Below are 16,082 nucleotides of genomic sequence, written 5' to 3'. Positions count from 1 at the left end.
AACGCCTTCGAGGTGCAGCGTGACCGAGAGCAGCAGCGGATTAACGACCGTCGAGCACAGAGCCCAGGTGCGCAAGGCCGTCCCATTTCGAGCACAACTACCTACCGGCAATTGGCTGAGATCACGTCATTGAGCCGCTTCATCCTCCGCGAGCGTCTGCTGATCACAGGGTGATCGCGAGCCCTGCGTTCGTTCTGAAGATGCGAAGAACCCCTGGTATACGGGTCGATCACCCAAATCAACGCCGTCACCAAAAGAGGCTTGGATGCTGTTCTGTCGTCGAAGCCTTTTCATACCCGTGGCATCGACCCGGGGCAGCGCCGGCTCTCGATCACCCCCGACGTGCCCACCAACGAATCACCAGCGTCCCCCCGAACCAACCGACCACGAACACCATCAGCCGTGCGAAAAGATACGTCCTCGTGAGCCTCGCCGGCCCTTCGCTGGCGAGGTCGATGACCAGCCATGCCAGGAACCAGCCCACCACCAAGCAGCTCCAGACCAGCAAGACCTTACGCGCCTCACTGTCCCAGGTCCTCCGACGATTCGCCATTTATGCCTCCGATCGCATTTCTGCTCGCGCCATCGTCACTCCAAAACATTGCCTCCGACAGGGGCCTCAGGCTACGAGTTGATCACCATCTCGGAGGTCCAGGTCTGCAGGAGATGGAGGTGTAAGCCCGAGCCGTTTCATCCCCGTGCGGTGAGTTGCTGATCACAGGGTGATCGCGATGTTGACGCTCGCCTGATGACATGGCGAAACCTCTGGTAGACCGGTTGATCACCACAATGGGGACCGGGTGAACGCGTCAACGCCCGGATCAAGAGCTGGCGCCTTCTCAGCAAGCTCCGCCTTTGCCCGCACAAGGCAGGACAGCTACGCAAGGTGATCGCCGTCCCGCAGAACCACGAGCTCACCCTAAGGTGAAAGGCCTCCCTGATCGCGCTGAGGTGAGCGTGATGTGTCGGCGGGGCCGTGGGCGGCCTTCGAGCAGGGACAGGTCCGTGTTCCTCGGGGCCGCAGCGGAGCGGAACGGGACAGATTGCGGATCGGCCGCCCAGGGTGAGGGCCTGGATGGTGTTGGGCCGTTTGATCGGTGTGTGGAGGCCCGATTCCGGCGTTGTTGTGGCCGCTGTGGGCTTGATCCGGTTTGAAGGACATCCGAGATCAGGGGCTCTTCTCTGGAGGGATGTCCAGGTGCCGCCTACACTCAGCTGGCCGAACGGCTCGGGGTGCGATTGTCGGTCGGTCGCAGCGGTCAGTTCTGGGGCAACGCGCTGGCGGGGTCGTTCTTCGCCACGCTCGGTGAGCTCCTTGGCGATCGCCCCTAGCCCATCCGGGCTGCCGCTCGTAGCACTATCTCCGAGTTCATCGAGCGCTGGTACAACTCCGTCGACCGCACAGCAACCTGGGCTACCGTAGCCCTGTCGACTTCGAGGCCGCTCACGCCGTCCGACACGCAACGATGGTGTCCGTCAAAGTGGAATAAGGTCACTGTCGACGCGCCGTGATGTGGGCGGGGCACGGTGGTGCAGTCGTAGAGCACGGCGGGGGTGCCCTTGGTGAGCCGTTGTCGCCGGCCCCTAGGTGTGGGCGGCGCCTGGACGCCGCCTACGTGCTGTGAGCCTTACTGGAGTACTCGGCGGCCATGGAAATGCTTGTGACGCTAACAGTCGGTTGGGAGCGGAGCGGCGATCGAGGGGGCTGACGCCGTCGAGGGCGCATGGGGCCGCCGGTCAGCAAGGTCGCATTCGGCGTTCGGTGTAGAGGGGCTTTGACCTGCGAGAGGGGCGATTCCCTCGGCGCTGGAGGGATGGGCCGCGGTTTGGGCGCCGCGCTGATCACATCCACGTTCGGGATACCGGACCCTGCGACGGGAACCAGCGCGGGGACCGCACCGTCCGTCCGGACGGGGTTGACGCGCGATTAACCTCGGGAATGTCAAGCCGGCGGCGTGCGTCGAGCGAGCAATGTGGTGATCCGGTGCGCGAGAGACGTCAAGCGTGGCATGACGCGCCATCACGCGGAGCCTTTCGGTTGAGCATTCTTGGGGTGAGAACTCATCCACCAGAGGCTCCGTGTCTGTTTCCGCCGTTTGACTTCTCCCAAACGCCTGGTGTGGTGTCGCTCCATCCTTGGGATGCCAACTTTCTGCTGACCGGCGAAACGCACATTATCGATGACAGACGGATCATTTGGAGAGAGCGGGAGATACACCGCGTCGTGACAGTAAGGCGCGCCGGCCAGTATCGGCAGGCTTCGTCCGCATTTCGCCTGCCAGGAGACCTTACTGTAACTCCCGATAACTTCCCTGTTTCCTGTGGTGTGCCAGTACGCTGGAGCTGGCCCCATGCTTACCCGTTGCGATCAGGAGGAGCTTTGGCCGCATCCCAGGCCCAGCAACCTGGCCCCCCATATCTGCAGGTGGTCCGTCACATCAAGGACCAGATTGAACGAGGCGAGCTCCAGGATGGCGACCCGATGCCCCCAGCGCGCCAACTCAGCAGAGACTGGAACATAGCGTCGGCCACTGCCACGCAGGTACTGACCACGCTGCGCGTGGAAGGCTTCACACGTGCGGTAGCGGGTGTCGGAACGGTCATCAACACGGCCAACGCCTCCCATACACCAACAGATCGCGCACAATCCATGCGCCGAACGGGCCGGATCTATCCCCCCCATGAGCACGCGAAGATCCTGACCGCATCCCTGGTCCAGGCACCTGAGCACGTTGCCGACTCGCTCGGCCTCGCGCAAGGCGCCCCTGTCATTCGCCGGCAACGCGTGACCTACCGCGGCGATCAACCTGTGTCCGCCTCTACTTCCTGGTTCGATGGCCAGCTCGCCGAGGACGCACCTCGTCTCTTGCGGACTGAGCGGATCACGCAAGGCACGTTCGGCTATGTGGAGGAGATCACGGGCCGGGCGATCAAGACCTCGCGAGAGCAGAGTGCCGCCGGCGGCGCCACTGAGCAGGATGCACGAGATTTGGGCATTCCTGTCGGGTCCCCTGTCCTGCGAGGCCGGAATTGGATGTGTGACGGCGACGGTCGCGTGGTGGAGTACGGCGAATACGTGGCGGCCGCAGGGCGCTGGCAGTCATACGAGTTCGAGATCGGCTAAGCGAAGGAATCTCGTTCGCTGGAACTGATCCATTCCGGCGAGGGTCAGTGACGTGTACGCCGCCATGCCGAGCTCATCCTGGTCGTTTCGGACCGCGTCAGTCTCAACGATATCGCCTTGCTCGCTCCCGCTCCTGACAAGGGAAGAGTCCTCGCACAGCTGTGGCTGTGGTGGTTCGATCAGCTCGCCGACCTCACTTCCGATGACGCGATCAGCGCGACGGACCTGCCCACCGGGTGGGCCGGTCGCGCTGCGCGCGTCCGCCGATCGCAGATGTTTGCGATGAAGAGGATCACCGGCGGCTATCTAGCGGGCATGGGCCTACAAGTCTCCCGGCTGACCAGCGCGCGTCGGTGTCAGTATGCCTGAAAGCGATAACGGCACCGCTTTGTCGACGCTTGTACACGCGCGTCCCCTCTTTGCCGTGACATTGGCGAGCTGTCAGGCGCAAAAGATCATAGCGCGTTCCCCACGTCCATCAATCAGCCAACCATGGCCCGAATACTGTTTCCGCGGCCATGATATGGCTGCACGTATTACGTTCACCAAAGAAGTCGCAAGTGCACTCCCATCTGGATTCTGCCGAGAATTCGATCAGACGTTTGCCGTGCCGCGATTCCATCTCGAGAGTCAGAGACCGTGCCCTGAACCGCCACGGCTCCTTAATGTATCTCTCTGCTTTCTGGCGTTTTCGGTCCATGACGGCATCCGTCGTCTCTTTTGCGGATGCCGAGTTCCAGCTGATCGCGTTCTCTGTATCCTCACCTCGCTCACGCACTTGATTCAACTCCATTCCATCTATGAGGACTGACGCCAGTCAGGCCTCGATATCCGCGAGAAGCGGCACGTCGGGAGCTCGGATTGTTCGGGCGCCTTGATTCTGGTTTTAACCCTTTATCGGCGTATATGTGCCTACCGTAAGCGATCACTGAGCGTTTTAAACCGCGCTGTTCGGCTCTCTTGAGCAGGACTGGCATCGCGTCCACAGGCCCGGCTCAGCCGCCGGTCGCCGCGCCCTTGCGGCAGCTACAGGGCTACTCGCCACCAGCCGCGCTCCAGACCCACGGAAACAAGATGGAGGGACTGCCTCAAATCGTTCCGGATCAACAGATCGGTTCGCGCACCGCCGGAGGGCCGCTGCGCCCTCACCCTACCGATGCCCATTGGAGAGCATTCCCCTCCCTCGACCTCGACAGCATCCGGTTAGGCATGGGGCGCCTGGCGGGCGGCGTCGAAATGTCTGGCTAAAAAGATGGGTGGCAGATGATTAAGAGTCAGTGAAGCCAACACGATGAGCGCCGCGTTCGAACACGCTCAGGTCAGAGAGTCGCAATCGCGTGTCCCTCTTCATGGCCGCGGATTTCTCCGGCTCGTAGAATTCGCTCCACTATCATCACATGTGACTTGATCGTCAACAAGGTCTCACGCCATGACGGGGCCTGTTGACATGCTGGCCTTCAAGTCCTGAGTCCTTGGCGTCCGCACCGCTCACTCCCGGCTGAAAAATGATTCTATGTCACACGGGATGTCGTTCCGGTTGTCCGTCGTGACCTTGACGAACTTGATGTCCCGAAACCCCTTGATCTGGTCGATCCACGGATGGCTACCGAGCGCGATCGTGCCAAGCACTCTCTTGGGCGATGCGAGAACAGCCTCCACCACCTCTCGGAAGACTTCCGAGCAAGCCTGCATTGGGCCGATCTCGTCGACGACGATCGTGTGGACCTCCGGCGAGATGAGGGCGCGCCGCAGCGCCGCGGTGGCGAAGTCGTCCAGTGCGCCCAGGTTGACTCCGTACTTGTCCACCCTGATGTCGGAGGTTGAGTCGACGTGGGCCAGGACGGCTTCGGAGTCGTCGAGCAAGCTTCGCATGCCGAAACCCACACGCCGCCCGCCCGCCCGGATTTCCCCGCTGATGAGTCCACCACAACCGGGGTACTTGTCCACATAGCCGCACACGCATGTGGTCTTCCCGATCTTGGGCTCTCCTGTGAGTAGCACTGTGTTAGCCATCATGTCCTTTCAGCGTAGGGAAGCCACTCATGCCGGAGCGGCCGCGAGCGACCAGCGCCGCCGATTGAAGGCGAGGGGGCGCGCATCGTGTGCGAGGCGCTCGTCGACGTTGGGCGGAGATCTCCGGCTTCTGTCTAAGGGGGACGGGGAGTCCTGACAGCCGCCTTGTGGGCGAAGCCTACGCCGCCGCCGGGGTCTGAAGGGACTCGTTGTGCATTTCGAGCAGTGGTCAGGAGTCAAGCGCCGAATACGGGCGCCGGTGGTTGTAGAACCTTTCGATGTAGCGGGTGATCCGCCGTCTTGCGTTGGCTCGGGTAGTGGAGAGGATGTGGTGCGGCCAGTCGTTATCGAGGACGCTGAAGAACGACTTGGCCATCACGTTGACGCGTGTATGGTTCGTGGAGTTGCCGTAGTTGGGCGTGGACGGATTTGATGGTCTGGAAGATCTCGCGGGCCAGGTAGCACTTGAACCGGCGGATAATCTTGTTCGGTCTTGCCGTCGGCGGCGTGCCGGACGTCAAGGTCGATGGTGGGCCGCAGGAAGCGCACACGGACGATGGCCGCGCGATAGAGCGCAGCGCTGAGCTGGTGGTGGCCGCCGTGGTGGACGATGCCGGCGAGTTTGGCCGGGGCGGCCTGGCGGCCGATAGGGTCGGGATTGTCGCCGACGACGATCAGCACCCCGGCGTCTGTGCCAATGCCGAAGGCGTTGACGATCTCGGGAGCCCGCTGGGCGGTCAGCCGCTCCGGTGGCGTGTCATGCTCTTCGATCTCCTGATCCAGGCTGTGCCAGCGGCGGACCGAGGCGCCGGGGCGTGCTTGGCGAGTCCCACGGTGTTGGTCACAGGCCCTGGACGCAGAGCGGCGCGGCGCTCCATCAGTGCGCTGTTCGACAGGCCGTTCAACTGCTCGCGTGTAGCTCGTCGGGGACGGTGATGAGCAGTGCTTGAGAGTGACCGCGGCCTGGGTGTTGGCCTGACCAGGACCACCGTGTGTCCGTGCAGGCGCTGATGAGATGCTAGTCCGGCACCGCGTGAGCCAGGCTCCGGTTCGTCGGGTTGACCCGCCGGCCGGTCAACCGCGAACCGGGAACGTGACTTGCGCGCCGTCCGCCGTGTTCACCTTCAAGCTGACAGTCATCGTGGACCGGAGATCATCCGCGCTGGCCAAAGATGAACAGCGCTGTCGGCCAGATGGGCGTTCGACCCACATGCCGCTCGGCGCGATAGGTTGATGCGCTCCTCCTGAGGAGGCGCTATCTCGACAGCCCGTGGACCCGATGCGACAAAGAATCAGCGTACGACTTGCATCGGAAACTCCGAGGCGGATCACGCTAGTGCGATGCTATCGCGTCGTAGTTTCCACGAGTCGGATGGCCAAAATAGAGCGAGAGGTAGTAGAGATACATGGACCCGATATCACGCGGAACTTCCTCCCATGTCTTGATCAGTCGATAGTCCGAAAAGTGGGACAAATTGAGCCCCAGCTCCCTGCTTACGGATTTTACCGTATAGCCTGAAGAAAGGTCCTGGCGCTGACATTCTGTTGTGAAGCGTCCCACGTACTGGCCAAGAAATCTTTTGTGGCTCACATCGATTTCAACAGATAGCTCATCTCTTGCGATGCGGGTAAGTGTGTCATCGATACTCTCTGGCTTGAACATCCGCAAGCCGGGTAGAGCCCAGAGGTCTTTGTACGGGGCGATAGTTCGCCGGACGAGGACTATCCCGGCGTTTTCTGGCATCTCTACGATAAGATCAAAGGTGGGTATGACTGACCACTCGAGGATGTGCTCGAAGATCTCTCGTGGTGCGAATTTGATCTCCGGCCGCGATGGTGATGTTGCCAATGTCACCCTCTCCGAGCGATTTCGATGGTGGTGCGCCCGCACCTACTTGCGCGTAGTGCGGCTGGATCGGCGGAACCCTCCAATACCGGCCGACCCCGGCCCGCTCGTCCTGCCGTGAAAACACCGGCGCGATGGACGTGGCCAAGCCGCAACGGCTCGCCCGGTATTGCATGCGTGTCATGCGGCTGCTACCGGGACCAACCCCCGGCAGGCGTGCCCGCCATCGCCATGGGCCGATGGCGCTCGCGAGAGCCTCGCCGACGGTTAGCGGCTTCGGTGAGCCCCCTTGGCATCGCATCGAGCTCTTTCACGATAGCCGGTGCGGCATGGCGTTCACCAGCTCCGGTCCTGGCCGCCGCGCCGCGGGTCCACCACGGCAGCCGCCATCCGAAAGTCGAGCTGGATATACGTGGGGGTCAGACGAGCTCGGTGATGGAGCAGCGGTTGCGGCTGGGCGGCGGCGCCGCCAGGGCGACCGATGGGCAGGGTGTTCCAGCGTCGGTGTGGCCGGTAGGGGCGTTGAACGAACGCTTGATCCACACAGCTTTCGGCGGGGCGGGCCGGGGTTGGCGGATGGTGCTTGGGCGGGGTGAGTGGGGCTTGTAGTCGGGTGTCGGTGCGGTGCCGAGCCCTGGCGGCGGTGACTACGCATACGGCCGGACGGTGGCCACGGCGGCATTCGTCCAAGCCGTCGACCAGGCGACCTGATCATCCCCCTGCAGCGCAAGAGCGCCGCTGCCCCATGACGAAGGGGATTTCGCGCCTTCGCTGGCCGAACAGCGTTCACCTCTCTACCGTCCGTGTTATGGATCTGGCAGATCGTGACGCCTTCGTGCGGATCACTACCTCCGAGGGGACCTCCGTGCAGATCACCACCGCCGAGGGCAGCGTTGTCACGGTGCCGTTTCTCACCACCGAGCAGGCCCAGCGCATGGCTGAGCAGTACGGCCCACCAGCCGAGCCGCCACCTGACTGATCCCGGGCGTCGAAGATAGGGACTGGTCACGGAGTGAGAATGAGAGCTACCGATACGAGACGATCGAGACCTCGTCGCCAGCTGAGACCACGATCATCACCCAGAAACATGTCAACCACTGACAGTGATGATGGAGATGAGCGCTTCCCGACAGGGTCTGACTCAACCTCTGATTGACCTCAGGTCCTCAACGGGATCTGTCGGCCCTGACCGGGAAGCGCTCACGCGCACTCACCAGAGGCGGCGCCTTTCCCTTCATAGGAGTCTGGCCAGAGGCCCCATCACCGTCTAGTCCACCGCTGCCTGGTTGGCGCGTGCCGCCCTGCCCCCGGTCAAGACGACAGGACGACGATGACCTCCATTACGCCCGACACCGCGACGATCGCCGACATCACCGGCGGCGTGGACACCCACCAAGACACCCACACCGCAGCCGTGCTCGATGAGGTGGGGCGGGTCCTGGGAACCGAGCAGTTCCGCGCCACCCCAGCCGGATACACCGCCCCGCTGGCCTGGATGCGCGCCCTTGGATACCTAAACCGCATCGGGGTCGAAGGCACCGGCGTCTACGGAGCAGGGCTGACCCGCCTGCTCCAAGCACGAGTACATCGACGTGAACGAGATCGACCGGCCTGACCGCGAGACGCGCCGCTTCCAGGGTAAGTCCGACCCTATCGATCCCGTCGACGCCGCCAAGCCCGCCCTATCCGGGGACCGGACGGGCACCTCCAAGCAGCACGACGGCCAGCTCGAAGCGCCGTGCTACCCGCGCGTCGCCCGCCGCTCGACCATCAACCAGCGCGCCGACACCCAACGGCAGCTCAAAGCTCTGATCGTCACCGCTCCCGACGATCCGCGCTCTGGGCTACGCGGCGTTCCCACCGGCAAGCTGATCACGACCTGCGCCGTCCCAGCACCCCGATCACACCCACGACCACGTCGGCGACCCGGCCACCGCCACAACGATCGCACTGGCCTGCCTGGCCCGCCGCCAGCAGCTCACCACGGAGATCAACGCCCCGGACGAGCTGCTGGAACCCCGGTGGCCGCCATCAACCCCGCCCCGCTCGCCGCGTACGGCCTCGGAGTCGACACCTCCGGCCAGCTCCTGGTCACCGCCGGAGACAACCACGACCGGCTCAGTCCGGAGGCCGCCTTCGCCATGCTTGCCGCGTCGTCCGATCCCCGCCTCCTCCGTCGAGACCATCCGGCATCGTCTCAACCACGGCAGTGACCCGCCAAGCCAACGCCGCCCTCTACCGCACCGCGCTGGTCCGCATTCGCTGGAACCTCCGCACCCGCGCCTACATGCAACGACGCACCAAAGACGGCCTGTCCAAGGAAGAGATCATCCGCTGCCTCGAGCGCTACATCGCCCGCGAGCCCTACCAGGTCATCACCACGAACGATCACGGCCCCGGCGATTGACATCAATGGGAGCATCCCTCGGCGGGATCGGCACATCCCTGCGTCGAGGCCTAGACAACGACAATCTTCGACCCGATTCGCGAGGACCAAGCCGGGGCGGCACACTGCTCACGATGGTCGAGTACGGTCACGTCTCGGCCCGCCTTCGTCGTCGATCCGCCCGATGCGTTCGCACCGGAGTGGAGCGGCATTGACGACCATCACCGGTGAAGAGCACCCGTTTCACCCTCCGCGGCGAGCAGAACGTCTTGCCCCTGGAGGCCCCGGCATGGCGTGCCTTCACTAGGTGAAGGTCCGCGAGGAGCTTCCGCCCGCCGTGGGGAGCATCGGCACTGCCGTCTAGTAGCTCGCACTCCAGCGGTCACCGCTCACGTCGAGCCGACCAGGCCCCCGGCTCGCGCGCTCCAGGTCGGCGACCGGGTCGCCGCCTCGCTGTTTCGGGATGGGTGGCTGGACGAGGCGGGGCCTTTAGATCACGCCCCGTCCCCTCTCAATTGCTGCGTGAGGCTCTCACGGTCAGGGCGCTCAACAAGGTCGAACTGGCTAGGCGCATCCCCGGCATCGGCCTGGGCTGGTTCATTCCCATCGACGTCGACGTCGTCTACGGCCCGCCGCATGAGGAGGCGGAGGCCCTCGACGAGCGATACCAGGGCGCTTGGTGTAGCGGGGACCGGAGCCTTCGCGTCGGTGCTGGCGCGCGCCTCTCTCGGCGGCCAGTTCGCGCACGGCGCCCAGGAACATGACGCTAGCCCTCCGAGCATGGCTCGGTAGGTGAATGCGACCGGATGGAGACGTGTCGCATGGGCTTGTGACTGCTTGTCTGAAGGCCATGCGCATGTTCACGCGATCACTCACCGCCGCGGCCATCACCGCTACCACGTTGGCCATGGCCAGTGCCATGTACCAAACATGGGGGTCGGTTCGGGACCGTCGTCGCTTTCCGCCGCCCGGCCACATGATGGACGTCGGTGGCCGGCGCGTCCACCTCTGGATCGAAGGCGAAGGCGGTCCAGCGGTCGTGCTGGTCCCGGGGTGTGGCGACTCGTCCATCAACTTCGCCACGTTACTCCCGTCGCTTGCCCGGGAGACCAAGACGGTCATCTTCGATCGGGCGGGGCTCGGCTGGAGCGACGCCGTCTGGAAACCGATGGCTCAGCTTGACGCGGCCGACGATCTGCGCGCCGCGCTACATCAGGCGGGCATCGACCCACCGTACGTGCTGGTCGGTCACTCGATGGGGGGATACATCGTCCGCATGTTCGCGGCGGGATATCCGGATGAAGTGGCAGGCATCGTGCTGGTCGACTCCAGTCATCCGGCACAGCACACCACGCTGCCCGCCTATCACTGGCGAACCGTCAAGTGGGCAGTGCTGGGCCGAACGCAGTGGTTCGGCATACGCCGGCTCTTCAGGGACCTGGGGATCTCCAGAGTGGACGCGGGGCGGGTTCCGTCCGAATTCGCCCGCGCGGCTGTGGCCTTCGACTTAAACGATCGGCAGCGGCGCACCGCTTGGTGGGAGGCCGCTCTCCGTACACCAATCGCCCTGCAAGTCAGCCGCCGGAGCCGATCGCTTGGCGCCATCCCCCTCACAGTGCTCACCCGTGCCCCGGGTAACGCTGAGGCGAGTGTCCCGTTCGAGGCCTGGTACAAGCTACAGGAGGACCTGGCGACGCTATCCACGAACTCCAAGCACGTCGTGGCCGCGCGGGCCGGTCACTACATTCACCATGACGAGCCAGAACTTGTCACAGAGGCGATCTGCGACATGGTCAGGCGCGGTCGTGCCCGAGTGAGCATCTGATCCCGTGAGCGGGGTTGGGCGCAGCTTCTGGCGCTTCGCCGCGTCGAAGCGGATTCGTCGGTGAGGCGGCGAGTTATGACGCCGACCACCGCCACCGGCCGGCTCACGCGACTGCTACGAACACAAGCGGCTCCGGAGCACTCATCCACATCGGCGATAAAGAAGCCCGGTCGCATCCCGGCCGGCGGCGGCCTGCGCAGCCATCACCACACTCCCACCGCCGGCTAGGGCTACCTCCACTCCGCCATCGCCGACTCCACCCGCCCGGCCTGCCGCCAAGTCCTGCCCGACGAGAAGTCCGGCCCCGTGCCGGCCTCCTTCGCCAGGCCTCCAACCACCTCGCAGGCCTGGGCGTCGAGCGCAGGCTCAGCGACAGCGCTCTGGGCAAACGCCGCTACAACATCCCAAGGCACGCCCCGGCCGCTAACTCGGCCTTCTTACTGCTGCTCAACCCAAGCTCCAGGGCCAGATGTTGTCAGGCCTTAGGCAATTTGATGCCGAGGGCCACCATGGCCGGAGAGGCTGGGCCGCCTTCGGACCGTTCGGTCTTGTGTCCGGGCTGGCCCGGACTGAGCGTGCGCGGATCGACCGACTCCAATGGAGCGCCTGTGCTGTATTCCCCGTTGGGCATGGTGTCGCGATCGTGGGGGGCGAGCCAGAACACGCGGCGGTGGAAAGTCCCTGAGGCCGCGGCGCCCTTCGCTGTTCGGCCCAGAATGGCGTAGCCGACCATGCGGCCGTCACGGTGGTAGGCGGGCCTGCCCCGTCGGGTGGGCAGTCTGTCCAGGCTCTGGCGTACATAGTCGAGGGTCTCGGGGTTCTCCAGCCAGACCAACTCGATCTCATGACTGAGCGCGGCCTCGTTGATCAAGCTCATCGCTGCGCCTCCTCATCGTGAAGCTCGTTGATCAGTCCGATCCCTGGATAGAACTTGCGCGAGTTGGACAGAACCATTTCCCTGGGTGAGGCCATCTTCAAGGTGTCACGAATGCGGGCGGCGAAGTTACGGGCTGACACGGGGGTGGCTCCTTCGGCTCCGCACCAGCGAGTGTATGCGGTGTACAGGCTTGTCTGCTCGGCACGCTTGCTGGCGTCTAGCGTGCACGCGTCAGCGATGAAGCGCCCCAACGCGTCCTCCGTCACTTGGTAGGACTCTGTGGCCAAACGTACCCGTTGTGGGCCTGACAAGTCCTTTTCCCCTGACAGATACCGGCGGGCGCCGGCGACCAACCATGCGAGGATGCCGGGCCCTTCCTCATTCACCAAGATGCGTGCAAGGTTGTCAATCTTATGTTCTTCGGCAACCACGCGCTCGAACGGGATCAGGCGAAGGCGACGCCAGAAGGCGAAGCCGCCGGTACTCACCTCAGGGCGGTGGTTGCCCAGCAGCCACAAGTGGTGCGTGGGGTCGAAGCTGAAGAAATCTTGTCTCATCCTCCGCGCTTTGATCTTGTCGCCGCCGGTCAGGAGCTTGACGCGTGCTTCGTCGAACCGGTCGCCGGGCTTGAGTTCCGAGCAGACGATGATGCGCCGACCGTGGAGTTCGGCCAGGTCGGTCGGGTGACCGTCGAACGACTTGGCCATGAGGAACCCTGGGGGAGCGGCGTCGGCGTAGTCGCCCAGCAACTGCAGCATTACCTCGAGCAGGACCGACTTACCGTTCTTGCCCGCCCCGAACAGGAAGGGCAGCACCTGGGCGCCGACATCGCCGGAGATGGAATACCCCAGCAACAGGTGCAAGAAGTCCACGGTTTGCCTGCCTTCGGCGTCGGCGCCGAAGGTATCGATGAGAAAGCGCTCCCAGCGGGGGATGGAGCTCTCTTCGGGCGCCATCGTGGCCGAACGGGAGTGCAGATGCTTCTCCGGGTCCGGTGCTGAGATCAGGCCGGTGCGCAAGTCGACGACACCGCCCGGAGTGCACAAGGCGTATGGGTCGGCGTCGAGCTGTGTGGCACTCAGTGCCATGCCCGGGGCCGCCTTGGCCTGCTGGAGCATGGCGTGCATGCCGGAGGTGGACAGGGCGCGTTTCTTATGGCGGCGCAAGTCAGTCGCTGAGTGACGGTTGCGGACGTCGAAGTGGGCGAGCCGTTCCGCCATCTCTCCAGCGGCCCACAGTACGGCGTCACTCTCGTCCAGTACCCAGCGGTAGTCAGCCCATCGATACCAGCCGAGCCCGGGAATGTGTTTGAAGTCGCGACCATACAGCTGCACGAAGAGCTTGGCGTTGCCGCGGTCGGTCAGTGATTCGGGAAGCAGGCCATCGGCGCTGGCATAGCTTGAGACTGATGGCGGGCTGGCCGCGGGGGCGGCCGGAGGAACGTCTGCGAGCTCTGTCAGGTCCAAAATCTCCTGGGCCGCGGCCCGCGCATCAAATCCTCCTGGACGTGAGGAGAAAGTCATGAGTGTCCTCGGAGGTGAAGAGGCCGGGTGGCGCCTCGGACTAGACCACTGTTGATGGTTCTTGCCGTTCGAAGGGACTGGCCGGGGCGGGCGAAGTTGGCCGCCGTTGTCAACTGGCGCTCGGCTTCGTCGCGAGAGAGATGGCCGGCGGCCACCAGACCGCCAGCGGTGTAGGCGGCGCGATTGAGCTTTTCGCTGAAGGCAGCGCCTTCCGGCGTGGCGGCGCATGCTTCGACATCGGCCAGCAAAGGCTTGAGGACACGCATCGCTGGATCTTCACCGCCGGCCTGGACCACAGCTAGGCGGCCTCGTTCCGGGACCAGAGGGCTCACGGCTGATTGCCTACTTGGCGGAGCGGGGCGTAGGTGTCCTGTTCGAGTCAAGTCCTGGGCCAGCCACATCGGGAGGGGAGCAGGAACTTGGCAGTCTCCCACGAGACTATAGGTGCCGTCGTGGGTGTGAGTCCCGGGGGCGACGATGTAGCCTCCATGGGCTCGTACGTCGACTTGCCATGCCAGAGCGCGACCGGCGCTTGATCCGGTGGAGCATAGAAAGGCGACGGCGGGGTCGGTCTGATACCAGACGTGCAAGCCGCCCGAGGGGGTGCGGACCCGCAGCGTAGCGCTATCGTCGGCCGGGCTGGTGACGCCGCGCAGCGCGGCGAGCAGGGCTACGGTATCGAAACCGGTGGCCAAGCCGGTCAGGTTGACCTTGTCGTGGATGGCGATACCGGGCAGTAGCTTGTCGCGGAGTGGGACTGCGGCGGCGTGGGCATCGATATCGATCACCACCAAGCCGGCAGCGCCGCAGGCGACACCGACGCCAAAACCCGGGTTGCGCGACCACCACGCTGTGATGAGGTCCTCATTCAGGGTCGCGGCATGAAAGCCATGGCACCAGCGGCCTTGCCTAAGGCAAGGGCACGTGTCACCACGATGGCTCGAATCATGGCAGTTCTCACAGTTGCGGGCTGGCGTCTTGCGTCTGGGAGCCAGTGGATGGACCGGCCAGCCTTGACCCGCGCACCAGCGGGCGATCCTTAGAGATCGCGGGATGCTCGCACGAGCACTGGACGCCTCCGCGAGAGGGGGTGAAGGAGGAGTCACTGTGCCCTTTCTCTTCGTCGGTGCGGGGCCAGTCGCGGGGAGGAGGGGTCGTAGGGACGTCAGATCGAGCGCTAGAGCCGCGCGGGAGCTGAGCGACCGAAGCGACCGAGTCTCGGACATGGCACAACAGATTAGCGGACGATGAGATCGAGGCTGATGATTGTGGCCGCGTGGCGTGAGGCGGAGAGCGACCGGGACGGAGTGAAGGTTGAGCGACTCAGTCGCTGTCAGGCAGGACAAGCCCCCCATCTGGGCGGGGACGCGGAGACAGCGACCGAAGCGACTGGCACTCATACTTATGACGGCCAGAAAAACCGCCTCTGGCGTTGACGTATGTTCCTCCAACGGTCGCTTCAGTCGCTGCGACAGAGCGCTAGGGCAGCCTTGACCTGCGCGTTCTCCCAGCGGCTCGAAGTCAGCGATTGAAGAGTCTAGAGTCGCTCCGCCCAGACAGAGTCTCCGCGGCGCTGGGTTGTCTCCTGGCCAACAGTGCCGCGTCAGGACCAGAGGCGCCGCCCTAACCCCCGCACTTATGCAGCGACTCAAGCGACCGACGCACAAGCATCCGACCGCAGACGGCAGGATCATGGCGGTCCTCCTTCAGTCGCTAACCCTTGAGAGCTCGGCGGACACACAACTGCCACCATTTCCAACGGTCCATCGCCACTCGAGCCGCCGCGCACGGGAGAGGGGTAGAAAAGGCCTCTTCGCCGAAGCACTGAGATCCTCAAACCAGCGACCGAAGCGACCGAGCCCCACCCAAGACCCGCCCGCCGATACCGCCAGCCGTGGCTCGGTACTGTCACAGCTTCAGTCGCTTCAGTCGCTTCGGTCGCTCCTAGACGCGGGGCGGGGGCGATGGATCGCCCGCCGAGCTGCCAGCTCTGCGACGCGGCGTTCGTGGGGGTCGCTGGCTTGCGGCCCCGGTGTGTGGGTCATCGTCTTGTTATGGGTTGTCGAGGGTGTGTGGTGTTCGTTTTTGTTCATGCTGGTGGTGTTTGTTGACATATGGCTTCTATGGCGGTTCGAAGTGTTCTCAGTGCGGTGTGCTGGGTCGGGTGTGCGAGTGGGAGGAGCCAGTATCGTCCTGGTGGCTTGCGGTGTTGGGCTGGTGGGAGGGCGAGGCGTGGGCTGATTTCGGCGGCTGGTTGGCTGGGGAGCCGCCAGTGGTCGGCGGTCCCGGCCGGTACGACGAAGTAGAGGGCGCGTTGTGTGGGGTCGACGATGACGGGCACGCTGGCGGGCAGGTGTTGGAGTATGGTCAGGCCAACGTGTCGGGGTACTCGGAGGCCGTCCCAGCCGCTGGTCGTGAGTGGGCTTGGTGCCGCTGTCTCGCGCATGATCACCGTGTCTGTTCGTCGAGCGATGCTGCCCGCGAGGAT

General features: G+C 64.2%; 14 protein-coding genes. 7 read left to right on the top strand and 7 right to left on the bottom strand.

Features of this window, described 5'->3' with window-relative positions; all coding sequences use genetic code 11:
- Positions 1–2,380 precede the first annotated feature (2,380 nt).
- Positions 2,381–3,124, top strand: a complete 744-nt coding sequence (locus ACWEJ6_RS52095) for a GntR family transcriptional regulator (RefSeq protein WP_452433066.1) — start codon at positions 2,381–2,383, stop codon at positions 3,122–3,124.
- A 75-nt stretch (positions 3,125–3,199) separates the two neighbouring features.
- Entirely contained in the window at positions 3,200–3,493 is a 294-nt protein-coding gene (locus ACWEJ6_RS52090) for a phosphoribosylaminoimidazolesuccinocarboxamide synthase (protein ID WP_452433070.1), read from the top strand.
- A 109-nt stretch (positions 3,494–3,602) separates the two neighbouring features.
- Here ACWEJ6_RS52090 and ACWEJ6_RS52085 read toward each other — a convergent pair whose 3' ends face one another.
- From ACWEJ6_RS52085 to ACWEJ6_RS52070, 4 genes are all read right to left on the bottom strand, one after another.
- On the bottom strand, positions 3,603–3,746 hold the full coding sequence (locus ACWEJ6_RS52085) for an SWIM zinc finger family protein (RefSeq protein ID WP_452433068.1): 144 nt from the start codon (positions 3,744–3,746) through the stop codon (positions 3,603–3,605).
- Between the two features lie 866 nt (positions 3,747–4,612).
- Positions 4,613–5,140, bottom strand: coding sequence for a nucleoside-triphosphatase (locus tag ACWEJ6_RS52080; RefSeq protein WP_452433065.1), 528 nt, complete (start codon positions 5,138–5,140; stop codon positions 4,613–4,615).
- A 372-nt stretch (positions 5,141–5,512) separates the two neighbouring features.
- Positions 5,513–5,818, bottom strand: a complete 306-nt coding sequence (locus ACWEJ6_RS52075; protein ID WP_452433064.1) for a hypothetical protein — start codon at positions 5,816–5,818, stop codon at positions 5,513–5,515.
- A gap of 652 nt (positions 5,819–6,470) precedes the next feature.
- Positions 6,471–7,028: an NUDIX domain-containing protein gene (locus tag ACWEJ6_RS52070; protein WP_452433063.1), complete on the bottom strand. Its 558-nt coding sequence runs from the start codon at positions 7,026–7,028 to the stop codon at positions 6,471–6,473.
- A 763-nt stretch (positions 7,029–7,791) separates the two neighbouring features.
- On the opposite strand from ACWEJ6_RS52070, the gene ACWEJ6_RS52065 reads away from it, so the two are divergent.
- The 5 genes from ACWEJ6_RS52065 (at position 7,792) to ACWEJ6_RS52045 (ending at position 11,194) form a co-directional block, all read left to right on the top strand.
- Positions 7,792–7,962 (top strand): hypothetical protein, encoded by a 171-nt coding sequence (locus tag ACWEJ6_RS52065; RefSeq protein WP_452433062.1) that lies wholly within the window; start codon positions 7,792–7,794, stop codon positions 7,960–7,962.
- Positions 7,963–8,313: 351 nt separating this feature from the next.
- Positions 8,314–8,598, top strand: coding sequence for an IS110 family transposase (locus ACWEJ6_RS52060; RefSeq protein WP_452433060.1), 285 nt, complete (start codon positions 8,314–8,316; stop codon positions 8,596–8,598).
- Positions 8,576–9,196 carry a hypothetical protein gene (locus tag ACWEJ6_RS52055; protein ID WP_452433059.1) on the top strand — a complete coding sequence of 207 codons (621 nt, stop codon included), beginning with the start codon at positions 8,576–8,578 and terminating at the stop codon, positions 9,194–9,196. The genes ACWEJ6_RS52060 and ACWEJ6_RS52055 overlap by 23 nt, the downstream gene beginning before the upstream one ends.
- Positions 9,193–9,390: a hypothetical protein gene (locus tag ACWEJ6_RS52050; RefSeq protein ID WP_452433058.1), complete on the top strand. Its 198-nt coding sequence runs from the start codon at positions 9,193–9,195 to the stop codon at positions 9,388–9,390. The genes ACWEJ6_RS52055 and ACWEJ6_RS52050 overlap by 4 nt, the downstream gene beginning before the upstream one ends.
- An 829-nt stretch (positions 9,391–10,219) precedes the next feature.
- Positions 10,220–11,194, top strand: a complete 975-nt coding sequence (locus ACWEJ6_RS52045) for an alpha/beta fold hydrolase (RefSeq protein ID WP_452433056.1) — start codon at positions 10,220–10,222, stop codon at positions 11,192–11,194.
- 475 nt (positions 11,195–11,669) lie between these two features.
- Here ACWEJ6_RS52045 and ACWEJ6_RS52040 read toward each other — a convergent pair whose 3' ends face one another.
- From ACWEJ6_RS52040 to ACWEJ6_RS52030, 3 genes are read right to left on the bottom strand one after another with little or no spacing between them, the layout of a single operon-like run.
- The gene (locus tag ACWEJ6_RS52040) at positions 11,670–12,071 is read right to left on the bottom strand and encodes a DUF6009 family protein (RefSeq protein ID WP_452433054.1); all 402 of its coding nucleotides are present in this window, start codon (positions 12,069–12,071) and stop codon (positions 11,670–11,672) included.
- A complete protein-coding gene (locus tag ACWEJ6_RS52035; RefSeq protein ID WP_452433052.1) occupies positions 12,068–13,594 on the bottom strand; it encodes a DNA primase family protein in 1,527 nt (508 codons plus the stop codon). Before ACWEJ6_RS52035 ends, ACWEJ6_RS52040 begins: the two co-directional genes overlap by 4 nt.
- The gene (locus ACWEJ6_RS52030) at positions 13,591–14,820 is read right to left on the bottom strand and encodes a bifunctional DNA primase/polymerase (RefSeq protein ID WP_452433050.1); all 1,230 of its coding nucleotides are present in this window, start codon (positions 14,818–14,820) and stop codon (positions 13,591–13,593) included. The genes ACWEJ6_RS52035 and ACWEJ6_RS52030 overlap by 4 nt, the downstream gene beginning before the upstream one ends.
- Between the last annotated feature and the right edge of the window lie 1,262 nt (positions 14,821–16,082).

This window comes from Nonomuraea sp. NPDC004702 (assembly GCF_053601695.1).
This window is presented reverse-complemented; position numbering and strand designations above follow the sequence as displayed.

Excerpts from the sequence above, each read along its gene's own strand:
- ACWEJ6_RS52060 (WP_452433060.1), top strand. The coding sequence starts at position 8,314 with ATGACCTCCATTACGCCCGACACCGCGACGATCGCCGACATCACCGGC.
- ACWEJ6_RS52065 (WP_452433062.1), top strand. The coding sequence starts at position 7,792 with ATGGATCTGGCAGATCGTGACGCCTTCGTGCGGATCACTACCTCCGAG.
- ACWEJ6_RS52030 (WP_452433050.1), bottom strand. The coding sequence starts at position 14,820 with ATGTCCGAGACTCGGTCGCTTCGGTCGCTCAGCTCCCGCGCGGCTCTA.
- ACWEJ6_RS52040 (WP_452433054.1), bottom strand. The coding sequence starts at position 12,071 with ATGAGCTTGATCAACGAGGCCGCGCTCAGTCATGAGATCGAGTTGGTC.
- ACWEJ6_RS52045 (WP_452433056.1), top strand. The coding sequence starts at position 10,220 with ATGCGCATGTTCACGCGATCACTCACCGCCGCGGCCATCACCGCTACC.
- ACWEJ6_RS52035 (WP_452433052.1), bottom strand. The coding sequence starts at position 13,594 with ATGACTTTCTCCTCACGTCCAGGAGGATTTGATGCGCGGGCCGCGGCC.
- ACWEJ6_RS52085 (WP_452433068.1), bottom strand. The coding sequence starts at position 3,746 with ATGGAATCGCGGCACGGCAAACGTCTGATCGAATTCTCGGCAGAATCC.
- ACWEJ6_RS52080 (WP_452433065.1), bottom strand. The coding sequence starts at position 5,140 with ATGATGGCTAACACAGTGCTACTCACAGGAGAGCCCAAGATCGGGAAG.